27 protein-coding genes are annotated in these 21,860 nt (G+C 53.7%); 10 read left to right on the forward strand and 17 right to left on the reverse strand.

Translation table 11 applies throughout. From position 1 onward, the window contains the following. The first annotated feature begins 21 nt into the window (after nucleotides 1–21). The 3 genes from OCA8868_RS01435 (at nucleotide 22) to OCA8868_RS01445 (ending at nucleotide 2,459) form a co-directional block, all read left to right on the forward strand. A complete protein-coding gene (locus tag OCA8868_RS01435) occupies nucleotides 22–387 on the forward strand; it encodes a hypothetical protein (RefSeq protein WP_093994773.1) in 366 nt (121 codons plus the stop codon). Nucleotides 388–392: 5 nt separating this feature from the next. Then, nucleotides 393–1,256: a DMT family transporter gene (locus tag OCA8868_RS01440; protein WP_093994774.1), complete on the forward strand. Its 864-nt coding sequence runs from the start codon at nucleotides 393–395 to the stop codon at nucleotides 1,254–1,256. A gap of 135 nt (nucleotides 1,257–1,391) precedes the next feature. Beyond that, nucleotides 1,392–2,459 carry an OmpP1/FadL family transporter gene (locus tag OCA8868_RS01445; protein WP_179214743.1) on the forward strand — a complete coding sequence of 356 codons (1,068 nt, stop codon included), beginning with the start codon at nucleotides 1,392–1,394 and terminating at the stop codon, nucleotides 2,457–2,459. 62 nt (nucleotides 2,460–2,521) lie between these two features. Here OCA8868_RS01445 and OCA8868_RS01450 read toward each other — a convergent pair whose 3' ends face one another. Beyond that, the gene (locus OCA8868_RS01450; protein ID WP_093994775.1) at nucleotides 2,522–3,619 is read right to left on the reverse strand and encodes a helix-turn-helix domain-containing protein; all 1,098 of its coding nucleotides are present in this window, start codon (nucleotides 3,617–3,619) and stop codon (nucleotides 2,522–2,524) included. 110 nt (nucleotides 3,620–3,729) lie between these two features. Here OCA8868_RS01450 and OCA8868_RS01455 point away from each other — a divergent pair, with 110 nt between their 5' ends. The 3 genes from OCA8868_RS01455 to OCA8868_RS01465 all read left to right on the forward strand — a co-directional run bounded on the left by OCA8868_RS01455 (nucleotide 3,730) and on the right by OCA8868_RS01465 (nucleotide 6,321). Continuing rightward, complete coding sequence (locus OCA8868_RS01455) at nucleotides 3,730–4,695, forward strand: homoserine O-succinyltransferase (protein WP_093994776.1); 966 nt, start codon at nucleotides 3,730–3,732, stop codon at nucleotides 4,693–4,695. Nucleotides 4,696–4,835: 140 nt separating this feature from the next. After that, complete coding sequence (gene ppk2, locus OCA8868_RS01460; RefSeq protein ID WP_093994777.1) at nucleotides 4,836–5,708, forward strand: polyphosphate kinase 2; 873 nt, start codon at nucleotides 4,836–4,838, stop codon at nucleotides 5,706–5,708. Then, nucleotides 5,701–6,321, forward strand: a complete 621-nt coding sequence (locus OCA8868_RS01465) for a TetR/AcrR family transcriptional regulator (protein ID WP_093994778.1) — start codon at nucleotides 5,701–5,703, stop codon at nucleotides 6,319–6,321. Before ppk2 ends, OCA8868_RS01465 begins: the two co-directional genes overlap by 8 nt. 139 nt (nucleotides 6,322–6,460) lie before the next feature. Here the strand turns inward: OCA8868_RS01465 and rpsI are convergent, their stop codons facing one another. From rpsI to OCA8868_RS01480, 3 genes are all read right to left on the reverse strand, one after another. Continuing rightward, nucleotides 6,461–6,955, reverse strand: coding sequence for a 30S ribosomal protein S9 (gene rpsI, locus OCA8868_RS01470; protein ID WP_093994779.1), 495 nt, complete (start codon nucleotides 6,953–6,955; stop codon nucleotides 6,461–6,463). Next, nucleotides 6,955–7,416, reverse strand: coding sequence for a 50S ribosomal protein L13 (gene rplM / locus OCA8868_RS01475; protein WP_093994780.1), 462 nt, complete (start codon nucleotides 7,414–7,416; stop codon nucleotides 6,955–6,957). The genes rpsI and rplM overlap by 1 nt, the downstream gene beginning before the upstream one ends. A 209-nt stretch (nucleotides 7,417–7,625) precedes the next feature. After that, entirely contained in the window at nucleotides 7,626–8,048 is a 423-nt protein-coding gene (locus OCA8868_RS01480; protein WP_093994781.1) for a PaaI family thioesterase, read from the reverse strand. A 54-nt stretch (nucleotides 8,049–8,102) separates the two neighbouring features. Here OCA8868_RS01480 and OCA8868_RS01485 point away from each other — a divergent pair, with 54 nt between their 5' ends. Next, a complete protein-coding gene (locus tag OCA8868_RS01485) occupies nucleotides 8,103–8,885 on the forward strand; it encodes an enoyl-CoA hydratase (RefSeq protein WP_093994782.1) in 783 nt (260 codons plus the stop codon). 57 nt (nucleotides 8,886–8,942) lie between these two features. Here the strand turns inward: OCA8868_RS01485 and OCA8868_RS01490 are convergent, their stop codons facing one another. The 3 genes from OCA8868_RS01490 to OCA8868_RS01500 all read right to left on the reverse strand — a co-directional run bounded on the left by OCA8868_RS01490 (nucleotide 8,943) and on the right by OCA8868_RS01500 (nucleotide 12,494). Continuing rightward, on the reverse strand, nucleotides 8,943–10,412 hold the full coding sequence (locus OCA8868_RS01490) for a carboxypeptidase M32 (protein WP_093994783.1): 1,470 nt from the start codon (nucleotides 10,410–10,412) through the stop codon (nucleotides 8,943–8,945). A gap of 3 nt (nucleotides 10,413–10,415) precedes the next feature. Further along, on the reverse strand, nucleotides 10,416–11,555 hold the full coding sequence (gene ctaA / locus OCA8868_RS01495; protein ID WP_093994784.1) for a heme A synthase: 1,140 nt from the start codon (nucleotides 11,553–11,555) through the stop codon (nucleotides 10,416–10,418). Nucleotides 11,556–11,756: 201 nt separating this feature from the next. After that, entirely contained in the window at nucleotides 11,757–12,494 is a 738-nt protein-coding gene (locus OCA8868_RS01500) for an RNA methyltransferase (protein WP_093994785.1), read from the reverse strand. Between the two features lie 92 nt (nucleotides 12,495–12,586). On the opposite strand from OCA8868_RS01500, the gene OCA8868_RS01505 reads away from it, so the two are divergent. Then, a complete protein-coding gene (locus OCA8868_RS01505) occupies nucleotides 12,587–13,222 on the forward strand; it encodes a thiamine phosphate synthase (protein WP_093994786.1) in 636 nt (211 codons plus the stop codon). Here OCA8868_RS01505 and olsA read toward each other — a convergent pair. The 3 genes from olsA to OCA8868_RS01520 are packed head-to-tail and all read right to left on the reverse strand — an operon-like array spanning nucleotide 13,208 to nucleotide 15,007. Further along, on the reverse strand, nucleotides 13,208–14,026 hold the full coding sequence (gene olsA / locus OCA8868_RS01510; protein ID WP_093994787.1) for a lyso-ornithine lipid O-acyltransferase: 819 nt from the start codon (nucleotides 14,024–14,026) through the stop codon (nucleotides 13,208–13,210). The genes OCA8868_RS01505 and olsA overlap by 15 nt on opposite strands. Next, nucleotides 14,023–14,868, reverse strand: a complete 846-nt coding sequence (gene olsB, locus OCA8868_RS01515; protein WP_306456095.1) for an L-ornithine N(alpha)-acyltransferase — start codon at nucleotides 14,866–14,868, stop codon at nucleotides 14,023–14,025. Before olsB ends, olsA begins: the two co-directional genes overlap by 4 nt. Next, complete coding sequence (locus OCA8868_RS01520) at nucleotides 14,828–15,007, reverse strand: DUF3553 domain-containing protein (protein WP_245847980.1); 180 nt, start codon at nucleotides 15,005–15,007, stop codon at nucleotides 14,828–14,830. The genes olsB and OCA8868_RS01520 overlap by 41 nt, the downstream gene beginning before the upstream one ends. 16 nt (nucleotides 15,008–15,023) lie before the next feature. Here OCA8868_RS01520 and OCA8868_RS01525 point away from each other — a divergent pair, with 16 nt between their 5' ends. Beyond that, the gene (locus OCA8868_RS01525) at nucleotides 15,024–15,611 is read left to right on the forward strand and encodes a histidine phosphotransferase family protein (RefSeq protein ID WP_245847982.1); all 588 of its coding nucleotides are present in this window, start codon (nucleotides 15,024–15,026) and stop codon (nucleotides 15,609–15,611) included. Here OCA8868_RS01525 and OCA8868_RS01530 read toward each other — a convergent pair. The 7 genes from OCA8868_RS01530 to rplU form a co-directional block, all read right to left on the reverse strand. Further along, the gene (locus OCA8868_RS01530) at nucleotides 15,608–16,858 is read right to left on the reverse strand and encodes a glutamate-5-semialdehyde dehydrogenase (RefSeq protein WP_093994789.1); all 1,251 of its coding nucleotides are present in this window, start codon (nucleotides 16,856–16,858) and stop codon (nucleotides 15,608–15,610) included. The genes OCA8868_RS01525 and OCA8868_RS01530 overlap by 4 nt on opposite strands. Next, the gene (gene proB, locus OCA8868_RS01535) at nucleotides 16,858–17,961 is read right to left on the reverse strand and encodes a glutamate 5-kinase (protein ID WP_093994790.1); all 1,104 of its coding nucleotides are present in this window, start codon (nucleotides 17,959–17,961) and stop codon (nucleotides 16,858–16,860) included. Before proB ends, OCA8868_RS01530 begins: the two co-directional genes overlap by 1 nt. Beyond that, a complete protein-coding gene (obgE, locus tag OCA8868_RS01540; protein ID WP_093994791.1) occupies nucleotides 17,949–18,983 on the reverse strand; it encodes a GTPase ObgE in 1,035 nt (344 codons plus the stop codon). The genes proB and obgE overlap by 13 nt, the downstream gene beginning before the upstream one ends. 54 nt (nucleotides 18,984–19,037) lie before the next feature. Continuing rightward, nucleotides 19,038–19,604, reverse strand: a complete 567-nt coding sequence (locus tag OCA8868_RS01545; protein WP_093994792.1) for a GNAT family N-acetyltransferase — start codon at nucleotides 19,602–19,604, stop codon at nucleotides 19,038–19,040. Further along, complete coding sequence (locus OCA8868_RS01550) at nucleotides 19,601–20,206, reverse strand: LysE family translocator (RefSeq protein WP_093994793.1); 606 nt, start codon at nucleotides 20,204–20,206, stop codon at nucleotides 19,601–19,603. Before OCA8868_RS01550 ends, OCA8868_RS01545 begins: the two co-directional genes overlap by 4 nt. A gap of 88 nt (nucleotides 20,207–20,294) precedes the next feature. Next, nucleotides 20,295–20,564: a 50S ribosomal protein L27 gene (gene rpmA / locus OCA8868_RS01555; RefSeq protein WP_093994794.1), complete on the reverse strand. Its 270-nt coding sequence runs from the start codon at nucleotides 20,562–20,564 to the stop codon at nucleotides 20,295–20,297. A gap of 12 nt (nucleotides 20,565–20,576) precedes the next feature. Further along, entirely contained in the window at nucleotides 20,577–21,308 is a 732-nt protein-coding gene (gene rplU / locus OCA8868_RS01560; RefSeq protein ID WP_093994795.1) for a 50S ribosomal protein L21, read from the reverse strand. Nucleotides 21,309–21,505: 197 nt separating this feature from the next. Between rplU and OCA8868_RS01565 the strand changes: the two genes are divergently transcribed. Beyond that, nucleotides 21,506–21,856 carry a hypothetical protein gene (locus tag OCA8868_RS01565; protein WP_093994796.1) on the forward strand — a complete coding sequence of 117 codons (351 nt, stop codon included), beginning with the start codon at nucleotides 21,506–21,508 and terminating at the stop codon, nucleotides 21,854–21,856. Nucleotides 21,857–21,860: the final 4 nt, after the last annotated feature.

Here is a 21,860-nt window from a genome sequence, read left to right on the forward strand (position 1 = left end):
TTACGGTTTAGGGTCGACACTATGCGGTTCTTGATATCAGTTTTTCTTGCCGGTTTTGTCTCCCTTGCGAATGCGCAAGAGCAACCCGTGATTGTTACGACGCCGATTGCGTGCAGTGGCAATGAACCGGAATGGTCGCTTTCCATGGACAACACCCAAGCAGATTTCGACTATCGCGGTACGTCTGACATGACGGTCATGCTGGATACACCTGCCGAAGGTGCTGACTGGCCACGTGCCTTTACGCTCATTGGTCGCGGTGACAGTGCGATTTTGATCGTCGAGCCCGCAGCGTGCGAAACTGGTCCCTATTCGGCACGTGTTCTAACGCAACGCGGTGAAACGCCCGTGCTTTTGACAGGCTGTTGTCTGTTCTTGCAGGGCTAACAACGATGACAAACACAACGCGTGCCGGAATCTGGATGATTGGTGCGATTGTGTCCTTCACGTCGATGGCAATCGCAGGACGCGCGGTAAGCCTTGAGCTTGATACCTTTGAAATCATGATGTTTCGAAGTCTTACGGGGATCGTGATTGTTTTGATCGTGGGCTCGCTTGCTGGAACATTGAACCAAGTAAACCGCCAGCAATTGGGTTTGCATACCTTACGAAACCTCGCTCACTTTACGGGGCAGAACCTTTGGTTTTTTGCCCTTACAGTGATCCCGCTTGCTCAAGTATTTGCGCTAGAATTTACGACACCCATCTGGGTCATCTTGTTTTCGCCGTTGCTGTTAAACGAACGCATCACGTGGATCGGAATGCTAGCCGCGATAATTGGATTCACCGGCGTGATGATTGTGACCCAACCGGGCCACACCTTGATCTCATCGGGCGCCATTGCCGCTGCCGCAGCTGCGGTTGGGTTCGCGTTGACGGCAATATTCACCCGCAAACTTACCCGTCATCAAAGCATCACGTGCATTCTGTTCTGGTTAACAGTCCTTCAAGCGATCTTTGGAATTGTTTGCGCCGGTTACGACGGAGACATCGCCTTCCCAAGCGGTTCATCCCTTCCTTGGATCATACTGATCGGCTTTGCGGGCCTTATCGCGCATTTCTGCCTGACAACGGCCCTCTCTCTCGCCCCTGCAAATATCGTCATTCCGATCGACTTCATTCGACTCCCGGTCATCGCGATCGTGGCGGCACAAGTGTACAACGAGGCTCTGGATCCGTGGGTGTTTGTGGGGGCTGTTGTGATTTTTGCGGCGAATTATCTAAACATTACCTATGGTCAACACGTGAAAACGTGATGCAAATGTCTCCAATTGGGTATGCTTACTTTTGGACGTAGCGTAACGGTGGGATAAGAATTGACCAAAATACCGCACCCTCCGTAGGGTATGAATTGGGAGAATACATGCACTCTAGGGATAAGGGAAAGAGACATGAAAAAGTTTATGACAGCAGGCGCAGCCCTGCTTATGACGACAAGCATTGCCACCGCAGGTGGTTTGGACCGTTCCGGTCAAGGCATTGGCGTAATCTTTGAAGACGGCGACTACGCAGAGCTGAGCTTTGGCTCCGTTTCGCCGGACGTGTCTGGTGTCGGGATTGGTGGCACTACGGGCAATGTAACACCAAATTATATGCAACTTGGCATGGCATACAAAACACAGCTGTCCGATCAGGCATCACTTGCTATCATTTATGACCAGCCGTTTGGTGCACAAGTCGATTATGATACTGGCAGCACTTATATTTTGACTACGACGAGCGCAAAAGTTGAATCCGATGGTGTAACCGTTTTAGGGCGTTACGAAATCAACCCAAATTTCAGCTTCCACGGTGGTCTTCGTTACGTACAAGTTGAAGGTACGTACAATCGCGCTGCCATTCCTGGCATCGTACCGGCTTATCAGTCCGACTATTCCAGCGACAGCGGCATTGGCTACGTAATCGGTGGTGCATACGAGCGTGAAGATATTGCCCTACGTCTTGCTGTTACCTACAGCAGTGAGATTGATCTGGAATTAGGAAGCAGCGGCTTTGGTAGTACCGCTTTGACCACAACGATTCCTGAATCTGTAAACGTCGATTTCCAAACAGGAATCGCTGCGGATACGTTGTTGTTTGGTTCTGTCCGCTATGTCGCGTGGGACGGGTTCAAACTCATTGATGACAGCCCGCTTACACCTACTCCAATCGTAGAATACGATGATGACGTCTATACCTATACCCTCGGTGTCGGCCGTCGGATTACAGATCAGCTTTCTGCGTCTTTTGCAATTGGTTATGAAAACTCCACTGGTGAAACCACAGGAAACCTCGGACCGACAGACGGCTTCATCAGCTACCAAATTGGAGCAAAGTATACGATGGACAATGGCGTCGCCATATCGGGCGGTGTGCGTTACGTAGACATCGGCGATGCTGTGACAGATCCCCCAGTTGGCGGCGCTTTCAACGACAATGATGCAATCGCGCTTGGTCTGAAAATCGGTTACAGCTTCTAAGACGCTTCACAGTGTGAATTGATTGAGCCCCGCCCCTTCCGGCGGGGCTTTTTTCCTTATTGTCAGTTTTGCTCGAGTAGCCCTTCAACTAACCGCATCGAAGCACTCTTTCGAGTTTTCCCGGAAATAGGAGGGCGTGGCTTGAGAGAATTTACATACAGGATCTGATATAATCTTTGCTCAAGCCGGTCTGTTGGAATTAGCTTTGAGTTCTCAATTTTTGTGATTACCGACTCAGGTACTCCAATCACTTCAGCAAGACGTTTCTTGGTAACTTGCAACTCCCGCCTACGTTGAGCAAAAACTCTACCAACTTGTAAGTCTTTTGAATAAGGGTGGCTTCTCTTCGTTGCGATAGCATTTGAAACAAGTTCAAGAAAGTCATTGGAGTTTTCGACTTCAGAAATATCAGAAGCTGAAACTGTTACGCCCCACTTTTTAGCAATGCTCTCGTAAAGTGGGCGCCTATGTTTAACCAGTTCATTAAAGCCCCAAACGGCAAATTCGTTCGGATCGACCTTGGAGGAAGAAACATCATTTTCGCTTAAATATTGCTTCCACTTCTCTACCAGAAATTCATCATTATAGAACATTGGCTTTGGATCACGAACAAATCGGTCAACTAGTATATCATCGTAGTGCTCTTCTGCTTCGATATAGACAAACAACATCCTGTGAGACATCGCCGCTAACAAACTCGAGTCTTTCAAAATGTGAAGAACTTCACAGATACTTCCTCCAGTATCACACAGGAAGTTCCTCTGCGTTTGGTTTGCTGATTGAAACACATCAAAAACGCTAGGTGACTCGACCAAGGCAAACTTCTCGGCTTGCGCGTGAACCTTCAAACGTTTTCGGTAACTGGCAAAACTCCGGCCACCCAATGATTGGCTTCCTGGCTTTCCTAAGTATTTCACAATAGGAGAAAGATCGCCGTTTCGTAGCAAATCAAGTACGTTCTCCCAATCTTTAGGTGCATAGTCAGCCAAAATATGCTTCTGAAGCAAATCTCCGATACGTTTATCGATTGAGTGAGTCAGCCAGTCACCTGCCTGAGTAAGGAGGTTAGCGACGTGACTTTTCCCCACGCCCGACATTCCAAAGACCAAGACGGATTTTTCGTCATCATCTAAGAATTCCTTCGAGGTGCGATAACGCATTTGGTGGCCTCCAAAAAAAACCAAGAAAGCTAAGGTTAAAGGGTAGCATGCTATAAGATTATGACGCAAATATGCTACAAAAGTTAATAATTCAAGAAGTATGCCCCAATATGCCCATTCGCCTTCCTCGTTCCCTACCCGCTTACGATGTGCTTTCGCGCGAGGGTGTGATGGTGATGGGACGTGCTATGGCGGACACCCAAGATATTCGCCCCATGCGCATTGGTATCCTCAATCTGATGCCGAAGAAAATTCAGACGGAAAATCAGTTCGCTAGACTGATTGGCGCGACACCGTTGCAGATCGAACTGACGTTGATCCGCATGTCCGAACATGAGGCCCGAAATACTGCGGCCGACCACATGAAAGAGTTTTACCGCACCTTCCAAGAGGTGAAGGACCAGAAGTTTGATGGGCTCATCATTACAGGCGCACCGATCGAACATCTTGAGTTCGAGGACGTAACCTATTGGGATGAGCTGTGCGAAATCATGGACTGGACCCAAACCAACGTGCATTCCACCTTTGGCGTGTGTTGGGGGGGCATGGCCATGATCAACCACTTCCACGGGGTCAAGAAACACCTATTGGATACCAAACTTTTCGGTTGCTATCGCCACATAAACTACGCGCCGCAAAGCCCTTATCTCAGAGGATTTTCTGATGAAATGGCGATGCCTGTTAGCCGCTGGACAGAGATGAAGCGCGACGAGATTGATGCTGCGGGTTTGACGACATTGCTCGATTCCAATGAGGTTGGCCCTGCGCTCGTCGAAGACCCGGCGCACCGTGCGATCTATGTGTTCAACCACTTCGAATACGACAGCGACACGCTGAACCAAGAGTACATCCGCGATCTGGAAAGCAATCAGGTTGAGGGGTCAGAAATCCAACTTCCGGTGGATTACTTCCCTAATGACGATCCGTCACAGCCGCCGATGAACAAATGGCGTAGTCACGCGCACTTGCTGTATGGCAACTGGATTTCCGAGATTTATCTGACAACCCCGTATGACATTGAACAGATTGGGCTGAGTAGCACGGATTTACGGGCTCCGACAGACGCAACGGAATGAAGCACCGACAGGCCGTCGCGATTGCGTTCTTTCACATGATACCTATGTTAAAGGTTAACACATAAGCCTTCGCGGCAGTGGTCAGAGTGTGCTAACCCTCTGTAACCGTGAAGCGAACGAGAAACGATGAGGCCAAACCGATGACAGACCTGCCCTTTGACGGCGAAATCAGCCGCTATTTCCGCGAAGACGCCCCTGCTGGGGTGCGCGGTGAGATCGAGGGCGTGCAAAAGGGCGAAATCCTTGCCACAGATTTTCCCTACGACAAGAAATGGAAGCGTAGCGAGTACGAAGATGCCCTCGCCGCGATCCAGATCGAATTGGTCAAAATGCAGGCATGGGCGCGTGAAACGGGTCAGCGGATTGCGATTGTTTTTGAAGGACGCGATGCGGCAGGCAAAGGTGGCACGATTAAACGTTTCCGCGAAAACTTGAACCCACGGGGTGCACGTGTTGTGGCCCTTAGCAAACCGACGGACGCCGAAGCCGGCCAATGGTATTTCCAACGTTACATCCAACACTTGCCCACCGAGGGTGAGATCGTCTTTTTCGATCGGTCTTGGTACAATCGCGGTGTCGTTGAGAAGGTTTTCGGCTTTTGTGACGACAAACAGCGCGACAAATGGTTTGAGCAAGTAAACCCGTTTGAGCAGATGCTGGTTGATGAAGGTATCAAAGTTTTCAAGATTTGGCTGACGGTTGATCGTGCGGCGCAATTGCAGCGGTTTCTGGACCGTGAGAGCGACCCACTCAAGCAATGGAAACTCAGCTGGATTGACGTTGAGGGCCTAAAGAAATGGGACGACTACAGCGCGGCAATCACCGAAACACTGGCCAAGACCCACACAGACGATACGCCATGGATGGTGGTGCGATCAGCTGACAAGCGACGCGCACGGGTGAGTGCGATCCGCGCGGTTCTTCAACAGCTGGATTACACCGGAAAAGACGCCAAGGCATTGGGAGACGTTGACCCGAAGATCGTCGGCGGACCGGAGCATCTGGGTGGCTAAACGCGGGTATCATCACGGTGACCTTAAGCGCGCATTGGTCGATGGTGCGTTGCGTTTGATTGAGGAAAAAGGCCCTACCGGATTTACCCTGTCCGAGGCAGCCCGCGAAGCAGGCGTTACCCCCGCTGCGGTGTATCGTCACTTTGAGGGTCGCGAAGATCTCATCGCAGAAGCAGCGCGCCAAGGGTACGAGATTTTCGCTGACCTTATGGAATACGCTTACGGCAAAGGTCAGCCGTCTGCGCTGGCATCGTTTGAGGCGACAGGGCGCGCCTACCTTGCTTTCGCGCGAAAATACCCAGGTCACTATGTGGCGATGTTTGAAAGTGGCATTTCAATTCAACGCACGCCAAAATTGAACGATGTTGCAACCCGCGCGATGGGCGTGCTGGAAAAGGCCGCTGAAGAACTGTCCATGCACATTCCAGAGGAAAAGCGCCCACCCCCGCAGATGTTTAGTGCCCATATCTGGGCCATGAGCCACGGGGTCGTGGAGTTGTTTGCGCGAGGATCCCCCGGAACCAAATCGCCGTTTCCGCCTGAGGATTTGTTGGAAACAGGTATCGGGGTTTATCTGCGCGGCCTTGGTTTGGTGCGCCCTGACAACGAGTAGTCGAATTTGCTTCGCAAATCCGATCCAGCGGGGCTTTGCCCCGTCCTTCGGACTCCCCAGAGTACTTAAGAGCCAAAGAAAATGAAAAAGGGCGCAACCGGAATGGCGCGCCCTTTTCGTTTTGCGATGTCCGTAAAGCTTAACGCTTAGAGAACTGGAAGCTCTTACGGGCTTTTGCTTTACCGTACTTCTTACGTTCAACAACACGGCTGTCGCGTGTGATGAAGCCAGCTGCTTTCAGAGCAGCGCGGTGTGTTGGGTCAAACAATTGCAGCGCCTTGGAGATGCCGTGCTTAACCGCACCAGCTTGACCAGACAGACCGCCGCCCTTGACTGTCGCCATGACGTCGAACTGACCAACGGTGGCAGTTACTTCGAAAGGCTGCAGCAGGATCATGCGCAGAACGGGACGTGCGAAGTATGTTTCCTGCTCACGGCCGTTGATGATGACTTTACCGGAACCTGGCTTGATCCAAACGCGCGCGATCGCGTCTTTACGCTTACCAGTCGCGTAGGAGCGACCGAGTTCGTCTTTTACAGGCTCACGTGCGATGGCTTCTGCAACGACTTCAGCCGGTGCTACGCCTTCGGCAACTTGGCCCAGCTCTTCGAGGGAGTTCACTTGATCGGCCATTATGCAGTCCTCGTGTTCTTTTTGTTCATGGACTTAACGTCCAGAACTTCAGGCTTTTGGGCTTCCATGCCGTGCTCAGCACCAGCGAACACACGCAGGTGTGTCATCTGAACGCGAGACAGACGGTTGCCAGGCAACATGCGCTTAACAGCTTGCATGACAACACGCTCAGGGTGTTTGCCTTCGAGGATTTCGCCAGTTGTGCGGGATTTGATGCCGCCAACGGTGCCTGTGTGCCAGTAGTTTGGCTTGTCACGCTTGTTGCCAGTCAACTGGATCTTGTCCGCGTTGATGACAATAACGTTGTCGCCCATATCCATGTGCGGTGTGAACGTTGCTTTGTGCTTGCCGCGCAAGCGCATGGCGATAATGGAAGCAAGACGGCCAAGTACAACGCCTTCAGCGTCAACGAGGATCCATTTCTTCTCAATATCCGCCGGAGTAGCAGAGAAGGTTTTCATCGGTCATTCCTAAAGTATTTAGACCACGCAAGCGGCCCGTCATTCGATTGGGGCGTTATACGCGGTTAAATATCTCGGTCAAGCGGTGCGACCGTGTATTAAGTTAATGATTACAATGCATTATGAATTAGGTATTATTATACCCCAGTAAATATCCCTAACTTCGACATACAACCGGAAAAACCCAACACCAGCACCTCGCCTGAATTCTAAGCAGATGGAGGTATGGAATAAGTGAGCGAGGCCCGCGCGACGGGTTTGTCTGGCGCCCCTTCACTAAACAACCGCCCTTCGCACACGGCCAGAGCCTTCCCCAGTTTTAGCAATTCCATCCGGCACAACAGCCGTCCCGGTTGCGGTTTGCGCATAAAATCAATGGAGCAATTGGTCGTCACGGCCAACCCAACCGGCCCTAAGACCGACAAGATGCAGAAATAGGCGCAAACATCGGCCAATGCGAACATACTTGGACCAGATACCGTTCCACCTGGCCGTAAATGCTTCTCTGATGCGGCGAGCGCCATTGTCACGAACGGCGGCGCAACCTCTTCAAACTCAAAATCGCTAGAGACCTGTGGGAAATCGCGATCCAAAAAAGCCTGCAACGCGGCCGAATCCATCTTCATTTCCATAGCCAAACGCCCCCTTTATCCATAGACTTGCCTGACACTTTACGGAGACACAAGTTGCCCCATCTTACTCGATCCGACAATAATGGCGTGGCCCATATTGAAATGACCGCGCCAGAACGTTTGAACGCCCTAAGTGATGGAATGCTAGCGGCCCTTCAGGCGGAATTTGATGGGTTGATGGAAGACACGGAAACCCGCGTGGTTATCCTGTCTGGGGCCGGAAAAGCATTCTGTGCGGGCCATGATCTGCGCGAAATGCAGGCCGCGCGTCAGGCGGAGGATGGCGGAGTGGCCGCCCTTGGCGATTTGTTCGATCGATGTGCGAAAATGATGCAAACGATCCAGAAACTGCCCCAGCCCGTCATCGCGCAAACCCACGGAATTGCCACCGCTGCTGGGTGTCAGCTGGTCGCAACCTGTGATCTGGCTGTGTCGGCCGATACCTGCAAATTTGGCGTGAACGGAGTGAACATCGGGCTGTTCTGTTCAACCCCAATGGTCGCCCTCACCCGCAACATCCCGCATAAACAAGCGTTCGAAATGCTTACTACAGGCCGATTTATCGACGCGACTGAGGCCCAGACCCTTGGACTGATCAACAAATCCGTTCCCGCTGAACAACTGGCCCAAGCCACCCGCGAAATGGCCGAAACCATCGCCAACAAATTGCCCGTTGCCGTCAAAACCGGCAAGCAAGCCTTTTACACGCAGGCCCAGATGAACACCCCAGACGCCTATGCCTACACAGGCGCGCGCATGGTTGAAAACATGCTGGACGCAAACACCAATGAGGGCATCAACGCGTTCCTGGAAAAACGCGATCCCGATTGGTCCTAACTTCTTTTGTTTCTTAAACCTCGGGGAGGCCGAAGGACGGGGCAGCGCCCCTCGCGCTTACAACCCGTAGATACCGTTGAATTTATCTTCCAGATAGCTCAGCAATGGCGCCTCTGACGGTTCAAACTCGCAAGCCTTTGCAATCACATCCCGTGGCGCATAAAGCCCGCCGTGGGTTTGCAGGTTCTCACGCAACCAACGGGTCGCATGGGACGTATCCCCGCGTGCCAACGCCGCATCCACATCCGGAACGCCCTTACGCATCGCTTCGTTCAAACAGCCCGCATAGACATTCCCCAATGAATAGGTTGGGAAATAGCCGAACAAACCGACAGACCAATGCACATCCTGCAAAACCCCGTTGCTCGCCTTGTCTACGGCGAACCCGAAATCGGCTGCAAACCGTTCATTCCAAGCGGCCTCAAGGTCATCAACCTCGATATCACCGGACACCAGCGCACGTTCCAGATCAAACCGCAAAAGGACATGCAGGTTATACTGCACCTCATCGGCCTCTGTGCGGATATAGCCATTCTCAACGCGGTTCACGGTAGCGTAAAACGCATCCTCGTCCGCAATGCCAAAATCACCAAACGCATCGCGCATGTGACCGTATAACCATCCCGTAAAGGCACGCCCCCGTCCGATCTGGTTTTCATATATCCGGCTTTGGCTTTCATGCACGCCCATGGACACACCCTGCCCCAGTGGCGTCAGAAGATAATCCGGATCGATATTCTGTTCATAACACGCATGCCCGACCTCATGGATCGTTGAGTAGATGCAATTGAATGGGTCGGTTTCTGACGTTCGTGTGGTGATACGCACATCCAGTCCCGAACCGCTTGAAAACGGGTGCACGGCCTTATCCACGCGTCCTTTGGTCATGTCATAGCCAAACGTCTTGGCAATCTGACGCGCCAGCTTCATCTGCGCGCCTTCGTCAAACTTACCCTGCAAGGCCGCTGGCGCAGGCGCCTCCAGTATCGCCTCTCGCAAGGCCACCAAACGCGGGCGCAAGGCGTCAAACATCGCGCTTAACTCAGCCGCCGTCGCTCCGGGTTCATAGTCATCCAGCATCGCGTCATAGACATCACCACCCGCCGACAGCGCCGCACCTTCTTCGCGCTTGAGCTTTACAACCTCTTTCAACACGGGCGCAAAGGCCGCGAAATCATCCGCCTCACGCGCCTCGGCCCACTTGCCCTGCGCCTCGGATGTGACCCGTGCAATCTCGGACGCGAGGGCCGCTGGCACCTTGCTTGCCCGCTCAAAGGAACGCTTGATGTGACGAAGCTGCGCGGTTTCAACTTCGCCGGTAGGTTCCGCTGCTTCCAACCATTCTGCGACCCGCGCATCCGTACGCCGCGCATGCAACACACCTTCCATCGCGGCCATTTCTGCGCCCCGTTGGGGGCCAGCCTCACGTGGCATCATGGTTTCCTGATCCCACCCCAAGCGCCCTGCCACTTGGCCTAACGCTTCGGTTTCGCGCTGGAACGCCATCAGATCATCATATGCAGTCATGGCTTAGGTTCCTCGAATGGATTGTGTCAGGGGATAGCGCGCCAAATACCGCGCCCGTAGGATCGCGACCCACAATAGGACCGCCATGAATTGATGCACGATCGCAATGTGCACAGGTGCGGAGTAAAGCGCCGTGAAAATGCCAATCACCATCTGCAACTCGAGCACCGCAAACACTGCATTAAACCCGAACCGAGTATGCCCGTTGGCCGACTTTCGCCCGCGCAGCCAAACGACAACGCCAAAGGCAAACAGCAAATACCCCGACATGCGGTGAATGAACTGCACCAAGCCCGCGTCTTCAAAGAAGTTGCGCCAAATTGGGCTGAGCTGGAACGGATCGGGCGGGAAAAATCCATCGCCCATCAACGGCCACGTCGGGAACGCGCGTCCTGCATCAATCCCCGCAACCAACGCTCCAAGCAGGATTTGCAGGAACGCAAAATGCATCAACCCAGTGGACATGGAAAACAACTTTGCTTCACCATTGCGCCGCGCCTGCATCAAATCCGCCTCACGACGGCCCAGCAAGAACACATACCACGCGATGAACCCAAGGATAACAAACGCGAGCCCCAGATGGATCGCCAATCGGTACGACGCTACATCAAGCATCCCCGCCTGTAGGCCCGAATGCACCATCCACCAGCCAATCGCGCCCTGCAGCCCGCCAAGGGCGCCGACTAGAACCAAACGCCCCGTCCATCCGACGGGAATTTGCTTTCGCAACAAAAAGTAAAAGAACCCCAACGCCCAAACGATGCCGATAAACCGACCCAATTGGCGGTGGCCCCACTCCCACCAGTAAATCGCTTTGAATTCAGACAGGCTCATACCCGTATTCTGTTCGATATACTCGGGGATCTGCTTATAGGCCTCAAACTCGGCCTCCCACGCCTCGACACTCATTGGCGGAACCGACCCTGACAGCGGCGCCCATTCCGTAATCGACAAGCCTGAATCCGTCAGCCGTGTCAGCCCGCCAACGGTGATCATCACCACGACAAGCGCAAACAACACCATCAGCCAGACACGGATCGGCCCGCGCGCGCCCTTCCCGCCGGCATCAATCCCACCTGGTGCCGCCACGGGTTTTTGCACATCACTGACTTCTTCAAAAATACTGCGCGGCTTGGTGGCCATCTTGAACCTCAATTCTTACTTTGTCCGAAACCTAAGCCGCACCATAGCGCGTCGCAACCCAAAGCCACCGCGACTGGCCTCGAATTCGCGCAGTTTGCTTTTGTTTCTCAAATATCCCGGGGGAATCGCGCAGCGATGGGGGCTGGCCCCCACCTTTAGCGCACCGCAGGTGCGCCCCCGCCCGCGGCAGGCGCCAAAGCGTCAGCTTTTCCCACGCAACAACTGGCGCAACACCCCGTGTAGCATTTGCACATCCGCCCGCGTCATCGGCATCCGGCTCCACAGGTTGCGCAGGTTCACCTTCATGTTCTCGGCCTTGTGCTCTGGGTAAAAGAACCCTGCTTCCTCAAGGCGCTCCTCATAATGACGCGCCAGCGCTTCGGTGTCGCGTTGGTCAGCAATCTGCGTCGTCTGCCCTTGCACGACCACATCCTCAATCTCTCCAGCCGCACGTCGCCATTCATAGCCAACCAACAACACACATTGCGCAAGGTTAAGGGACGGAAACTCAGGGTTCACTGGAACAGTGATAATCGCATTGGCATGGGCAATGTCGGCGTTTTCCATGCCGGACCGTTCAGGCCCGAACATGACAGCCACTTTCTCACCGCGAGCAATGCGCTCGGCGGCGTCCTTCATCGCCGCTTCGGGCGAAAACACGGGCTTTGTCAGCTCGCGTGGCCGTGCGGTTGTGGCATAAACATAGGTTCGGTCTGCAATCCCGCCCGCGACATCTTCAGACACCTCAGCCTCGTCCAACAGCCGCCCCGCCCCCGACGCCATCGCATCCGCCGCAGGGTTCGGCCAGCCATCACGCGGCGCGACAATGCGCATGCGGTCCAACCCGAAATTCCACATCGCACGGGCCGCCGCGCCAATGTTCTCGCCCATCTGCGGGCGGATCAAAACAAAGCTCGGTTGTGGCGTATCGGTGGGCATGGGTCTCTCCTAATTTGCCGCTGAGGTAGCGCACCCCTATTCAATACGCAATGTGGACGCTATAGCGAGGCCACCAATGAGAGGCCACGTGTATGACTGACGACATCATCGAAGAAAAACAGACGCCACAGATCTACCTGATCACCCCGTCTGAATTCGAACTTTCAACCTACCCCGACGTTCTGGCAGCCTGTCTGGACAAGGTCGAAGTGGGCTGTGTGCGCCTCTCTCTTGGCTCTAAGGACGAATTTCGTATCGCAAAGGCCGCCGATGCCCTGCGCGAAGTCACCCATGCACGGGACGTGGCCTTGGTCATCGACAGCCATGTGATGCTTGTCGAACCTCACGGGTTGGACGGAGTTCACCTCGATGATGCAGCCCGAACAATCAAAACTGTTCGCAAAGACCTTGGCGATGACGCGATCATTGGCACCAATTGCTATGCGTCCCGCCACAACGGCATGACCGCTTGCGAACTCGGCGCGGATTACATCAGCTTCGGTCCCGTCGGCGACACAGCTTTGGGCAACAGCGAAAAGGCCGAACTTGAGCTTTTCCAGTGGTGGTCAGAAATGATCGAAGTGCCCGTCGTTGCCGAAGGTGCACTTTCGCTGGACCTTATCCGCACGCTGTCACCACACACAGACTTCTTTGGTCTTAGTGATGAAGTCTGGAAAACCGAAAACCCAGCCGAAACGCTTGCGATCCTCGCCTCAGCTATGGTCTGAATGACCAGTTCGCACCACGTTTTCGAGGTGCGCGGCAAGTGTTTTTCGGTTTTCAAAATCGGAAATCCTAACGGGATCATGATAGACAACAGTCACGCCACCCTGTGGTGATTGCGCCAGTGTGGCCAACAAATGCGTGCCGAAATCCATATCGCCCCACCAACCGTAGTGGCGCGGATCGCCCCCTTTTGGCGCGTGGTAGATTACAGACACAGGTTGGATCGCCAGAGTGGCGCGCAATGCATCGTCGAAGAACGCTGCGAACAACGTGGGCTTAAACGGCAAAACCAATTGACCGTCCGTCGATGTGCCTTCGGGGAAAAACAACAGCTTATGACCGAGCCCAAGGCGCGTGCGAAACACGTTCACCTGCGCACTGGCTTGCGAACGGTCCCGCGCGATAAACACGGTACCTGTTGCCCGCGCCAACCAGCCAATTCCGGGCCATGCGGCGACTTCTGCTTTGCTGACAAAATAGATGCGTTTGGCTGCATTCAGCGCAAAGATATCCAGCCAAGACGAATGGTTGGCGACAACCGCACCAGCGCCAACCATCGGAGCCCCGACACGCCTGTATTTCATTCCCATCAGAACAAACGCACTACGGCAAACAAATTGGGTAATGTAGGGCGTCACAGGACGGCCTTGCCCGAACAAGGGCCGCTCAACCAGCCGAACGAGCAACAACAACAATAGGCAACCAAAGGTTACGACCCCAACCGCGGTGCCGCGCACAAGAATGCGCAGCCAGCCCATCGGCGTAATTCTATGGGTCGGCGGCAAATCATCTGATGTCCACGTCATCGTGAGCCGCCATACATTGAAGCCTGCTTCGGTGACATCCGAGCCAAATCAAGGATCAGACACACATCAGTCGTGTTAAAGGCTTTATCAACGAACACGCCATCCCCAATAAAGCCCCCCAATCGCAGATATGCCTTAATTAACGCCGGCACATTGCGCATGGCCGCCACGCGATCGGCAACTGAACCATAACTGATCTGTGGATCTGAACGGGAACTTACACGAATATCTTTCGGGGCAAGGTGCTTGTCGTGCAACAACGACAGAGACGGTGCCAAGGCATCCAAATCCGTGCCATGAAAGCTTGCGACACCGAACAGAACATCGATCTGACGCTCACGAACAATTTCAGCGAGCCCTTGCCACAGATGCGACATCCCTGCTCCGCCGCGATAATCAGCGTGTAAACAGGACCGTCCGAGCTCCATAAGTGCGCGACCAGATTGTACCAAGGATGATAAATCAAATTCCGTTTCAGAATAGAACTGACCTGCCGCATGGGCCCCATTGCTATCTAGCAACCGATAAACACCTACGATTTGATCGCTAGGATCGCGCGTAAGGTCGAGCAACAACAACTGTTCCGCGTGTTTATCAAACGCATCACGTTCAAGCCCTTGATCATGATCAACCAGCGGCCCATCCGCGCCCATTTCCTGAACGAAAATTTTGTACCGTAGCGCCTGTGCGCAACGGATATCGTCTGCGGACTCTGCAAGACGAGTTACAAATTGCGGCGCAGCATTAACCATTTGGTCATTTAGTTCAGCAATTTTGCTATTTACACTTTTAGCGTGCGCGTTAACCATAAGACACAACCACCAACCCAACGCGTGCCTCATCAACGACCACCTTGCCGGCCTCTTGAAAATTAACGGTTACCTTTCCGCCTACCGCAGATTGGACTTGCCCTAACCCCCACTCCGGCTGGTTCGGATGTTTCACGATCATACCAGGTTCAAATAACGACGGCCCTGTCATCTCTCGGAGCTCCATTTTGTCAAACTTAAACGCCCTTTTAGGCTCTCGCATCTGCCATGACCTCATTAACCCATTGGGCGCGATCGGCAACGGCATAGAATTACTTGGCCTATCGGGGGTCGCTGATAGCCCAGAAATGGCACTGGTAACAGAAAGCGTACAAAATGCATCGGCAAAGGTGCGGTTCATGCGTCTGGCGTTCGGTGATGCAAACGCGGACCAAGTGGTACAGCGTGGCGAAATCATTTCGGTACTTGAGGCGATTTCAAACGGCAGTCGGGTGACATATTCATGGGCCGTTCCTGATGATCAGTCACGCCTTGATGTGCGGATCGCCCTCCTCGCCGTGATGTGTGTTGAGACGGCTCTACCATTAGGAGGCGACATTTACATCGCGCAAGATCAAGGTGATTGGACCATCCACGCCAAACACGACCGATTGAACTTGGATCCCGCGCTTTGGGCGCCCCTTAGCAAAGGAGATCACGCCGATAATTTGACCCCTGCACAGGTTCATTTCGGCCTTTTGCCGCAGATGGCTGATCAGGCTGACCGTAAACTTGCGTTTTCACATGGCAGCGACTGGGTCGCGATAAAGTTCTAAGCGCGAACCGTTCCGTCACCGACAACCAGATACTTAAAGCTCGTAAGCTGCGCGGCCCCAACCGGACCACGCGCGTGCATCTTGCCCGTCGCAATGCCAATCTCAGCACCCATGCCAAATTCACCACCGTCTGCAAACTGGGTCGACGCATTGCGCATAAGGATCGCTGAATCGAGGCGTCCAAAGAATTCTTCAGCCGCCTCATCATCCTCTGTTAGGATACAATCAGTGTGGTTGGACCCGAAATCCTGAATGTGAGAAATGGCTTCATCAATATTATCAACCACTTTCGCAGCGATCTTCATATCGAGGAATTCCATTCCCCAATCATTGTTCGTAGCCTGACTGGTGCCATTCAGGCCTTTCGCGTGCACATCAACGCCCGCAGCCATCAGTTTATCAATGATCTCCTGCCCAAGGGCTGTGGCATCTTTGTGAACCAATAGGCATTCCGCAGCGCCGCAAATACCTGTGCGACGTGTTTTGGCATTCATCACAACAGCATGTGCTTTTGCAGAATCCGCATCTTTGTCGATGTAAACGTGAACAATGCCTTCGAGATGTGCAAATACGGGCACGCGGGCTTCTTTTTGCACGAGCCCAACGAGCCCCTTGCCACCGCGTGGTACAATCACGTCAATTGTATCCGTCATGGTAAGCATTTCGCGCACCGCGGCGCGGTCACGCGTAGGGACAAGCTGCACGGCGTCCTCTGGCAATCCCGCTGAGCGCAGTCCATTTTGCAGCGCTGCATGGATTGCGCCGGAGCTATGGAAGCTCTCGGAGCCTCCGCGTAAAATAACCGCATTCCCGGCCTTCAGGCAAAGCGCGCCAGCGTCTGCCGTCACATTGGGTCGGCTTTCATAGATGACGCCAATAACTCCTAGCGGCGTCCGGACACGACGAATGTGCAGACCCGTAGGCTGGGTCCATTCTTCCATGACAGCACCGACAGGATCGTCTTGCGCCGCAACGGCGCGCAACCCTTCAACCATGCCGCCGATACGGTCTTCGTCCAACATCAAACGGTCCAGCATTGCGGGGCTTAGCCCCTTCTCGCGACCGAATTCCATGTCTTTAGCATTGGCATCGATAATAGCCGCACGTGCAGCCCAAACCGCATCCGCCGCTTCCATTAACGCCTTTGTCTTCGCTTCGGGCGTGGCGCTAGCAAGAATTCTAGCGGCAACTTTCGCACGCTCCCCGATGTCAGCCATCAATGTGGGAATGTTCATGTCGTTTGTCATTAGATCACCATATCGTCGCGATGGATAAAGACACCGCGTCCTTCATAACCGAGTGCTTGAGCGATATCTTCGCTCTGCATCCCCTTAATGGCCGAAGCCTCAACGCTGGAATAGCGCGATAGCCCAAGTCCTAAACGCTGTCCATCGGTGGAAAAAATCGCAACTGGATCGCCCCGCTGATAGCTTCCTTTGCTTGAAACGATGCCAATTGGCAGGAGCGACTTTCCGGACTTCAGCGCGGCGCCAGCGCCAGTATCAACCGTAACCTCGCCATGAGGTTTCATCGCTGCGATCCAACCTTTACGCGCCGCACGTGGGTTGGTCTGTGCATTGAACCAAGTGCTCTTTGCCCCATCGTCGAGAGTTTTCAAAGGGTTGAGTGGCGTTCCTAACGTAATAACCATGCGGCACCCCGCATCAGTTGCCAGTTTCGCAGCCATCAGTTTGGTTTTCATCCCTCCCTTCGAAAGACCAGAGCCAGCATCGCCCGCCTGCTGTTCGACTTCGGGAGTAATTTTATCAATTACATCATAGTGTTTCGCGTTTTTGTTAATGTGTGGATTATCAGAGTAGAACCCATCCACATCGCTGAGCAGTACCAAACAATCCGCACCAGCCGTCACAGCAACCTGTGCCGCGAGCCTGTCGTTGTCGCCATAGCGGATTTCATCTGTCGCGACGGTATCGTTCTCGTTTACAATCGGCGTAACGCCCAGTTTCAGCAATGTTTCCATCGTAGCGCGGGAATTTAAATAGCGGCGGCGGTCTTCGCTGTCTTCCAACGTCACCAGAACCTGCGCTGTCGTTATGCCGTGAGGCGCAAGGGCTTCTTCATAGGCGCGTGCAAGTTGAATTTGCCCGACTGCCGCGGCAGCCTGTGATTGCTCAAGCGCGAGCTCAGCACGCGGCAATCCCAGAACACCGCGCCCCAATGCAATCGACCCAGACGAGACCAAAATCACATCCGTTCCACGTGCACGCAAAGCGGCGACGTCTGTTGCTAATGATCGCAGCCAATCAGACCGCAGCCCTGTCTTTTGATCAACAAGTAGCGCAGACCCGATCTTAACAACCAGCCGTTTTACATTGTTTAGGGACGCCAAGGAGCTTGCTCCTCAGGTTCATTCTGGCGCTCCTTATCGGCGTCAATTTCTAGCTTAAGGGCGCGAAGAACCTCTACGGTCCCCTCGCCGGTCGCACCGGACATCATCATTACATCAACGCCGGTTCCAGCCTTGATTTCACCGACGATGAACTGGCGTTCTTCTTCATCCAAGGCATCTATCTTGTTCAGAACCGTAACGCGTGGCTTTTCAGCAAGATTACCCCCATAGGCGTCAAGCTCGGAAATGATCGTTTTGTAATCACCAACCGGATCGCCGGACGTCCCGTCAATCAAGTGCAACAGCACTGAATTGCGCTCAACATGGCCCAAGAACAGCTGGCCTAGGCCTTTACCGTCACTCGCGCCTTCAATCAGGCCCGGAATGTCGGCGATCACGAATTCGCTGTTATCGACGCCCACAACGCCAAGGTTTGGAACCAGCGTTGTAAACGGATAATCCGCGATTTTTGGGCGCGCATTAGACGTCGCAGCAAGGAATGTGGATTTTCCCGCGTTCGGCAGGCCCAAAAGCCCTGCATCGGCGATAAGTTTCAGACGCAGCCAAATCGTGCGCTCAATCCCGTCTTGACCGGGGTTTGAGCGACGTGGGGCTTGGTTCGTCGCGGATTTAAAGTGCAGGTTACCCCAACCACCATTGCCGCCCTTTGCCAACACAACGCGCTGCCCCGTAGTCGCAAGATCAACGATAACAGTTTCTTGGTCCTCATCCATGATCTCGGTTCCGGTCGGAACCTTTAGGATGATGTCATCACCATCCGCACCAGTACGCTGTTGGCCTTTTCCGGCCTCACCATTTTTGGCAAAGAAATGCTGTTGATAGCGAAAGTCGATCAATGTGTTGAGGTTATCAACGGCCTCGACGATAACGCTGCCGCCCTTGCCGCCGTCACCACCGTTCGGACCGCCGTATTCGATGTATTTCTCACGCCGGAACGAAATACATCCGCCGCCGCCGCTACCAGAGCGGATATAGACTTTACACAGGTCGAGGAAGTTCATCGGTTCAGGCTTTCTAACAGGTTAACAGGGCGATACGCGAAACGCAGCCAACGCTCAAGCAGGCTTGCCCATCTTACGGGCATAGGTCCACGTCGGTGTCACCATATTGCGCGCCACGGAGAAGGTCTCGGCGTCGCCAAGATAGGCAAATTCGGCGTTTGTCAGGATGCGGGCTGAACTGGGGTTGTCTTGAAATACCTCAGCATAGATATCACTGGCCCCTTGCGGGTTCGCGGACAAGATTGCCTCAACGGCTTCGGTCGCAATGCCAGTATTCCAAAACGCCGGCGCCACCCAATACCGTAGCTCGGATTGGTTGCGATCAAGGCGTGACAGTTTGATAACTCCCATCACCTCAGCATGCTCATTGGCGGAACCGTCAATCGCCCAGAAATCCTCTGTGCGCTCGACGTCATTCGCACGCACCAGCATGTTTGCAATGTATTCAGGTGGCAAAGGATGCGGGATTACGCGTGTCATCGTTGCGACGCGTTGGTCCGACAAATAACGTTCAAGCAAACCCGCGTCGGATGCCGCCAAAGGGCGCAATGCGAAGCGTGCGGCATGGATCACCGGCTGATTTGTCTGGATATCGTCTGAAATCCGACTTTCGGAATTCATAGGTCTTCTCCCGCAAATAGTGCGTAGAGCACTGAAACGACAGTAAGTGCCGCAAGCGTCCACATCAGGTATTTTTCCCCCGGCGTTCCGGCCAAACTTGTCGCGATCCGCTGTCCCGCATAGGTCCATATCGGATGCAGTATCATTTGCAGTCCCAACAAACAGATGGCGATGGTCGCTGTGGCTTGCAAGGGGGGCGTTCCGGCGATCACGAAAGTTGTGAACCCAGTTGTGATCATCGCCCAAGCCTTTGGATTCAAAGGGTGAACAATCAAGCCCGCAAAGAAACCGGGGGGTGTTCCGTCGGCTTCTCCAACCTTCAGGCGCAAATTCGCCACGCGGTACGCGAGCCATAAAACATAGGCAATCGACACCCATTTTAAGGCTTCAAATACCAACGGGTAGTCGTCCTGCACCGCCATCAAACCAAAGCCAAGCGGCCAGATGATCAGCTGTTTTCCAAGTGCGACACCAGCCACAAATGGCAACGCGCGACGCAACCCAAACCGTGCGCCCGTTGCCAGAAGGACCATGTTAGCAGGTCCAGGTGTTCCAACTTGTGATGCGGCAAAACCCAAGAAGGGCAAGATAGTGATATACATCATACCCTCCTTCTCAGTGGGCAAACTAAACGGAAAAAGGGGTCGGTTTGCACCGACCCCTTCAAATTCTTAAAAACCTAAGGTTCGGTTACTCAGCTGCCTCGGCGAGCGGTGCAACAGAAATAAAGGTGCGGCCTTTGAAGCCCTTGCGGAACGTCACGTTGCCTTCAACGGTTGCGAAGATTGTGTGATCTTTGCCTTCGCCAACGCCAGTACCCGGCCACCACTTGTTGCCACGCTGACGTGCAATGATGTTGCCTGGGATAACGGACTCGCCGCCGTACTTTTTGATGCCAAGGCGGCGACCAGCTGAGTCGCGACCGTTACGGGATGAGCCGCCTGCTTTTTTATGTGCCATTGGTGTCTCTCCTTAACCTTTAGCGAATTCAGCGGCTTGCTTCAGCCACTCATCGCGGTCGATGCGACCTTTGAAGTTCAATTTGTCGTCCATATCAGCGATGTCCGCTGGGGTCCATGCTGCGATCTGAGCGAATGTAGTCACGCCGAGGTCGTGAAGTTTGCCCACGATAACCGGACCAACACCGCTGATGCGTGTCAGGTCGTCTGCGCCGTCAGTTTTCGCAGCTGCCTTCTTAGGCGCGGCTTTCTTTGGCGCTGCTTTTTCAGCGGCAGGCTTAGCAGCCTTTGGTGCGGCTTTCTTAGGCTGGGAAGCGCGTGCAGCAGCGGCTTCGGCTTTCTTGGACGCTGGTGCGCCTTTGTTCGCCGCACGTTCGATCATGTCAGCAGACATGAAGCCAGAACCGTTCAGCGCAGCTTTAACGCCGGACTTGTCTGCACCCTTTTCAAGGATGTCAGTGATGCGAACCAGTGTCAGTTGCTGACGGTGGCCCTTGGTACGCTTGGAAGAGTGCTTCCGGCGGCGCTTAACGAAGTTAATCGTCTTTTCGCCTTTGATCTGGTCGATCACTTCGGCCTGCACGCCAGCGTCTTTGACGAGGGGCGCGCCCACGTTGTTGCCAACCATCAGAATTTCGTTGAATTGAACAGTTTCGCCAGCTTCCGCAGCGACTTTTTCGACACGCAGTACATCGCCAGATTCGACTCGGTACTGTTTGCCACCGGTTTTGAGAACCGCAAACATATCGTTTTCCTTTTCAATCGCGTCTCTGGGGTCCCCAAGAAAACATCATGTTTCTAAGGCGTTCATTGCTTTCGCAACCCGTAAACAGCGCGCCCATCTTGGAGCGAGATTTTGCTTAACCCGAACAAATCGCTTGCTCGGATAGCGGCTTATCGGTCCAACTGCGTATTAAGTCAACCCAATTGGACAGGTTCCACATGCGCAAATTCACCTTTGTTTTCTTAACGCTCGTGGCGGCCTGTAGCAATGAAGCGAACCATCTGGGCAATCCGCTGTTAATGCCCCTGAACGCGCTCGGCACGCGCATTGGGAATGCCGTTTACAATGAACGACGCGGGAAGGTCGAAGTCTTCGTTAAATCCAACCACCCTGCCCTTGTCGCTGACATCCAGCGCGGCGGTGGCCCAATGCTGACCCAAGCGTTTGAAATTGCGAATGTCCCTAAACCTGTTCGGGCGCCGCATACGTTGCAACTCCAATCCGATTTGGCGCTTTACTCTAACAATATCGAAGCGCTGATCGTCGCGATAATGGTCGTGTCTGAGTGATCGT

It is taken from the genome of Octadecabacter ascidiaceicola (assembly GCF_900185015.1).
GTDB classification, from domain to species: domain Bacteria; phylum Pseudomonadota; class Alphaproteobacteria; order Rhodobacterales; family Rhodobacteraceae; genus Octadecabacter; species Octadecabacter ascidiaceicola.

Excerpts from the sequence above, each read along its gene's own strand:
- OCA8868_RS01545 (WP_093994792.1), bottom strand. The coding sequence starts at position 19,604 with ATGAATTCCGAAAGTCGGATTTCAGACGATATCCAGACAAATCAGCCG.
- OCA8868_RS01450 (WP_093994775.1), bottom strand. The coding sequence starts at position 3,619 with ATGCGTTATCGCACCTCGAAGGAATTCTTAGATGATGACGAAAAATCC.
- rpmA (WP_093994794.1), bottom strand. The coding sequence starts at position 20,564 with ATGGCACATAAAAAAGCAGGCGGCTCATCCCGTAACGGTCGCGACTCA.
- obgE (WP_093994791.1), bottom strand. The coding sequence starts at position 18,983 with ATGAACTTCCTCGACCTGTGTAAAGTCTATATCCGCTCTGGTAGCGGC.
- olsA (WP_093994787.1), bottom strand. The coding sequence starts at position 14,026 with ATGACGTGGACATCAGATGATTTGCCGCCGACCCATAGAATTACGCCG.
- OCA8868_RS01490 (WP_093994783.1), bottom strand. The coding sequence starts at position 10,412 with ATGACTGCATATGATGATCTGATGGCGTTCCAGCGCGAAACCGAAGCG.
- OCA8868_RS01435 (WP_093994773.1), top strand. The coding sequence starts at position 22 with ATGCGGTTCTTGATATCAGTTTTTCTTGCCGGTTTTGTCTCCCTTGCG.
- OCA8868_RS01550 (WP_093994793.1), bottom strand. The coding sequence starts at position 20,206 with ATGTATATCACTATCTTGCCCTTCTTGGGTTTTGCCGCATCACAAGTT.
- rplU (WP_093994795.1), bottom strand. The coding sequence starts at position 21,308 with ATGTTTGCGGTTCTCAAAACCGGTGGCAAACAGTACCGAGTCGAATCT.
- OCA8868_RS01505 (WP_093994786.1), top strand. The coding sequence starts at position 12,587 with ATGACTGACGACATCATCGAAGAAAAACAGACGCCACAGATCTACCTG.
- OCA8868_RS01500 (WP_093994785.1), bottom strand. The coding sequence starts at position 12,494 with ATGCCCACCGATACGCCACAACCGAGCTTTGTTTTGATCCGCCCGCAG.
- ctaA (WP_093994784.1), bottom strand. The coding sequence starts at position 11,555 with ATGGCCACCAAGCCGCGCAGTATTTTTGAAGAAGTCAGTGATGTGCAA.
- OCA8868_RS01455 (WP_093994776.1), top strand. The coding sequence starts at position 3,730 with ATGCCCATTCGCCTTCCTCGTTCCCTACCCGCTTACGATGTGCTTTCG.
- OCA8868_RS01445 (WP_179214743.1), top strand. The coding sequence starts at position 1,392 with ATGAAAAAGTTTATGACAGCAGGCGCAGCCCTGCTTATGACGACAAGC.
- OCA8868_RS01440 (WP_093994774.1), top strand. The coding sequence starts at position 393 with ATGACAAACACAACGCGTGCCGGAATCTGGATGATTGGTGCGATTGTG.
- rpsI (WP_093994779.1), bottom strand. The coding sequence starts at position 6,955 with ATGGCCGATCAAGTGAACTCCCTCGAAGAGCTGGGCCAAGTTGCCGAA.
- OCA8868_RS01480 (WP_093994781.1), bottom strand. The coding sequence starts at position 8,048 with ATGGAAATGAAGATGGATTCGGCCGCGTTGCAGGCTTTTTTGGATCGC.
- OCA8868_RS01520 (WP_245847980.1), bottom strand. The coding sequence starts at position 15,007 with ATGACAGGGCCGTCGTTATTTGAACCTGGTATGATCGTGAAACATCCG.
- olsB (WP_306456095.1), bottom strand. The coding sequence starts at position 14,868 with ATGAGGCACGCGTTGGGTTGGTGGTTGTGTCTTATGGTTAACGCGCAC.
- OCA8868_RS01565 (WP_093994796.1), top strand. The coding sequence starts at position 21,506 with ATGCGCAAATTCACCTTTGTTTTCTTAACGCTCGTGGCGGCCTGTAGC.
- ppk2 (WP_093994777.1), top strand. The coding sequence starts at position 4,836 with ATGACAGACCTGCCCTTTGACGGCGAAATCAGCCGCTATTTCCGCGAA.
- OCA8868_RS01530 (WP_093994789.1), bottom strand. The coding sequence starts at position 16,858 with ATGACAAACGACATGAACATTCCCACATTGATGGCTGACATCGGGGAG.
- rplM (WP_093994780.1), bottom strand. The coding sequence starts at position 7,416 with ATGAAAACCTTCTCTGCTACTCCGGCGGATATTGAGAAGAAATGGATC.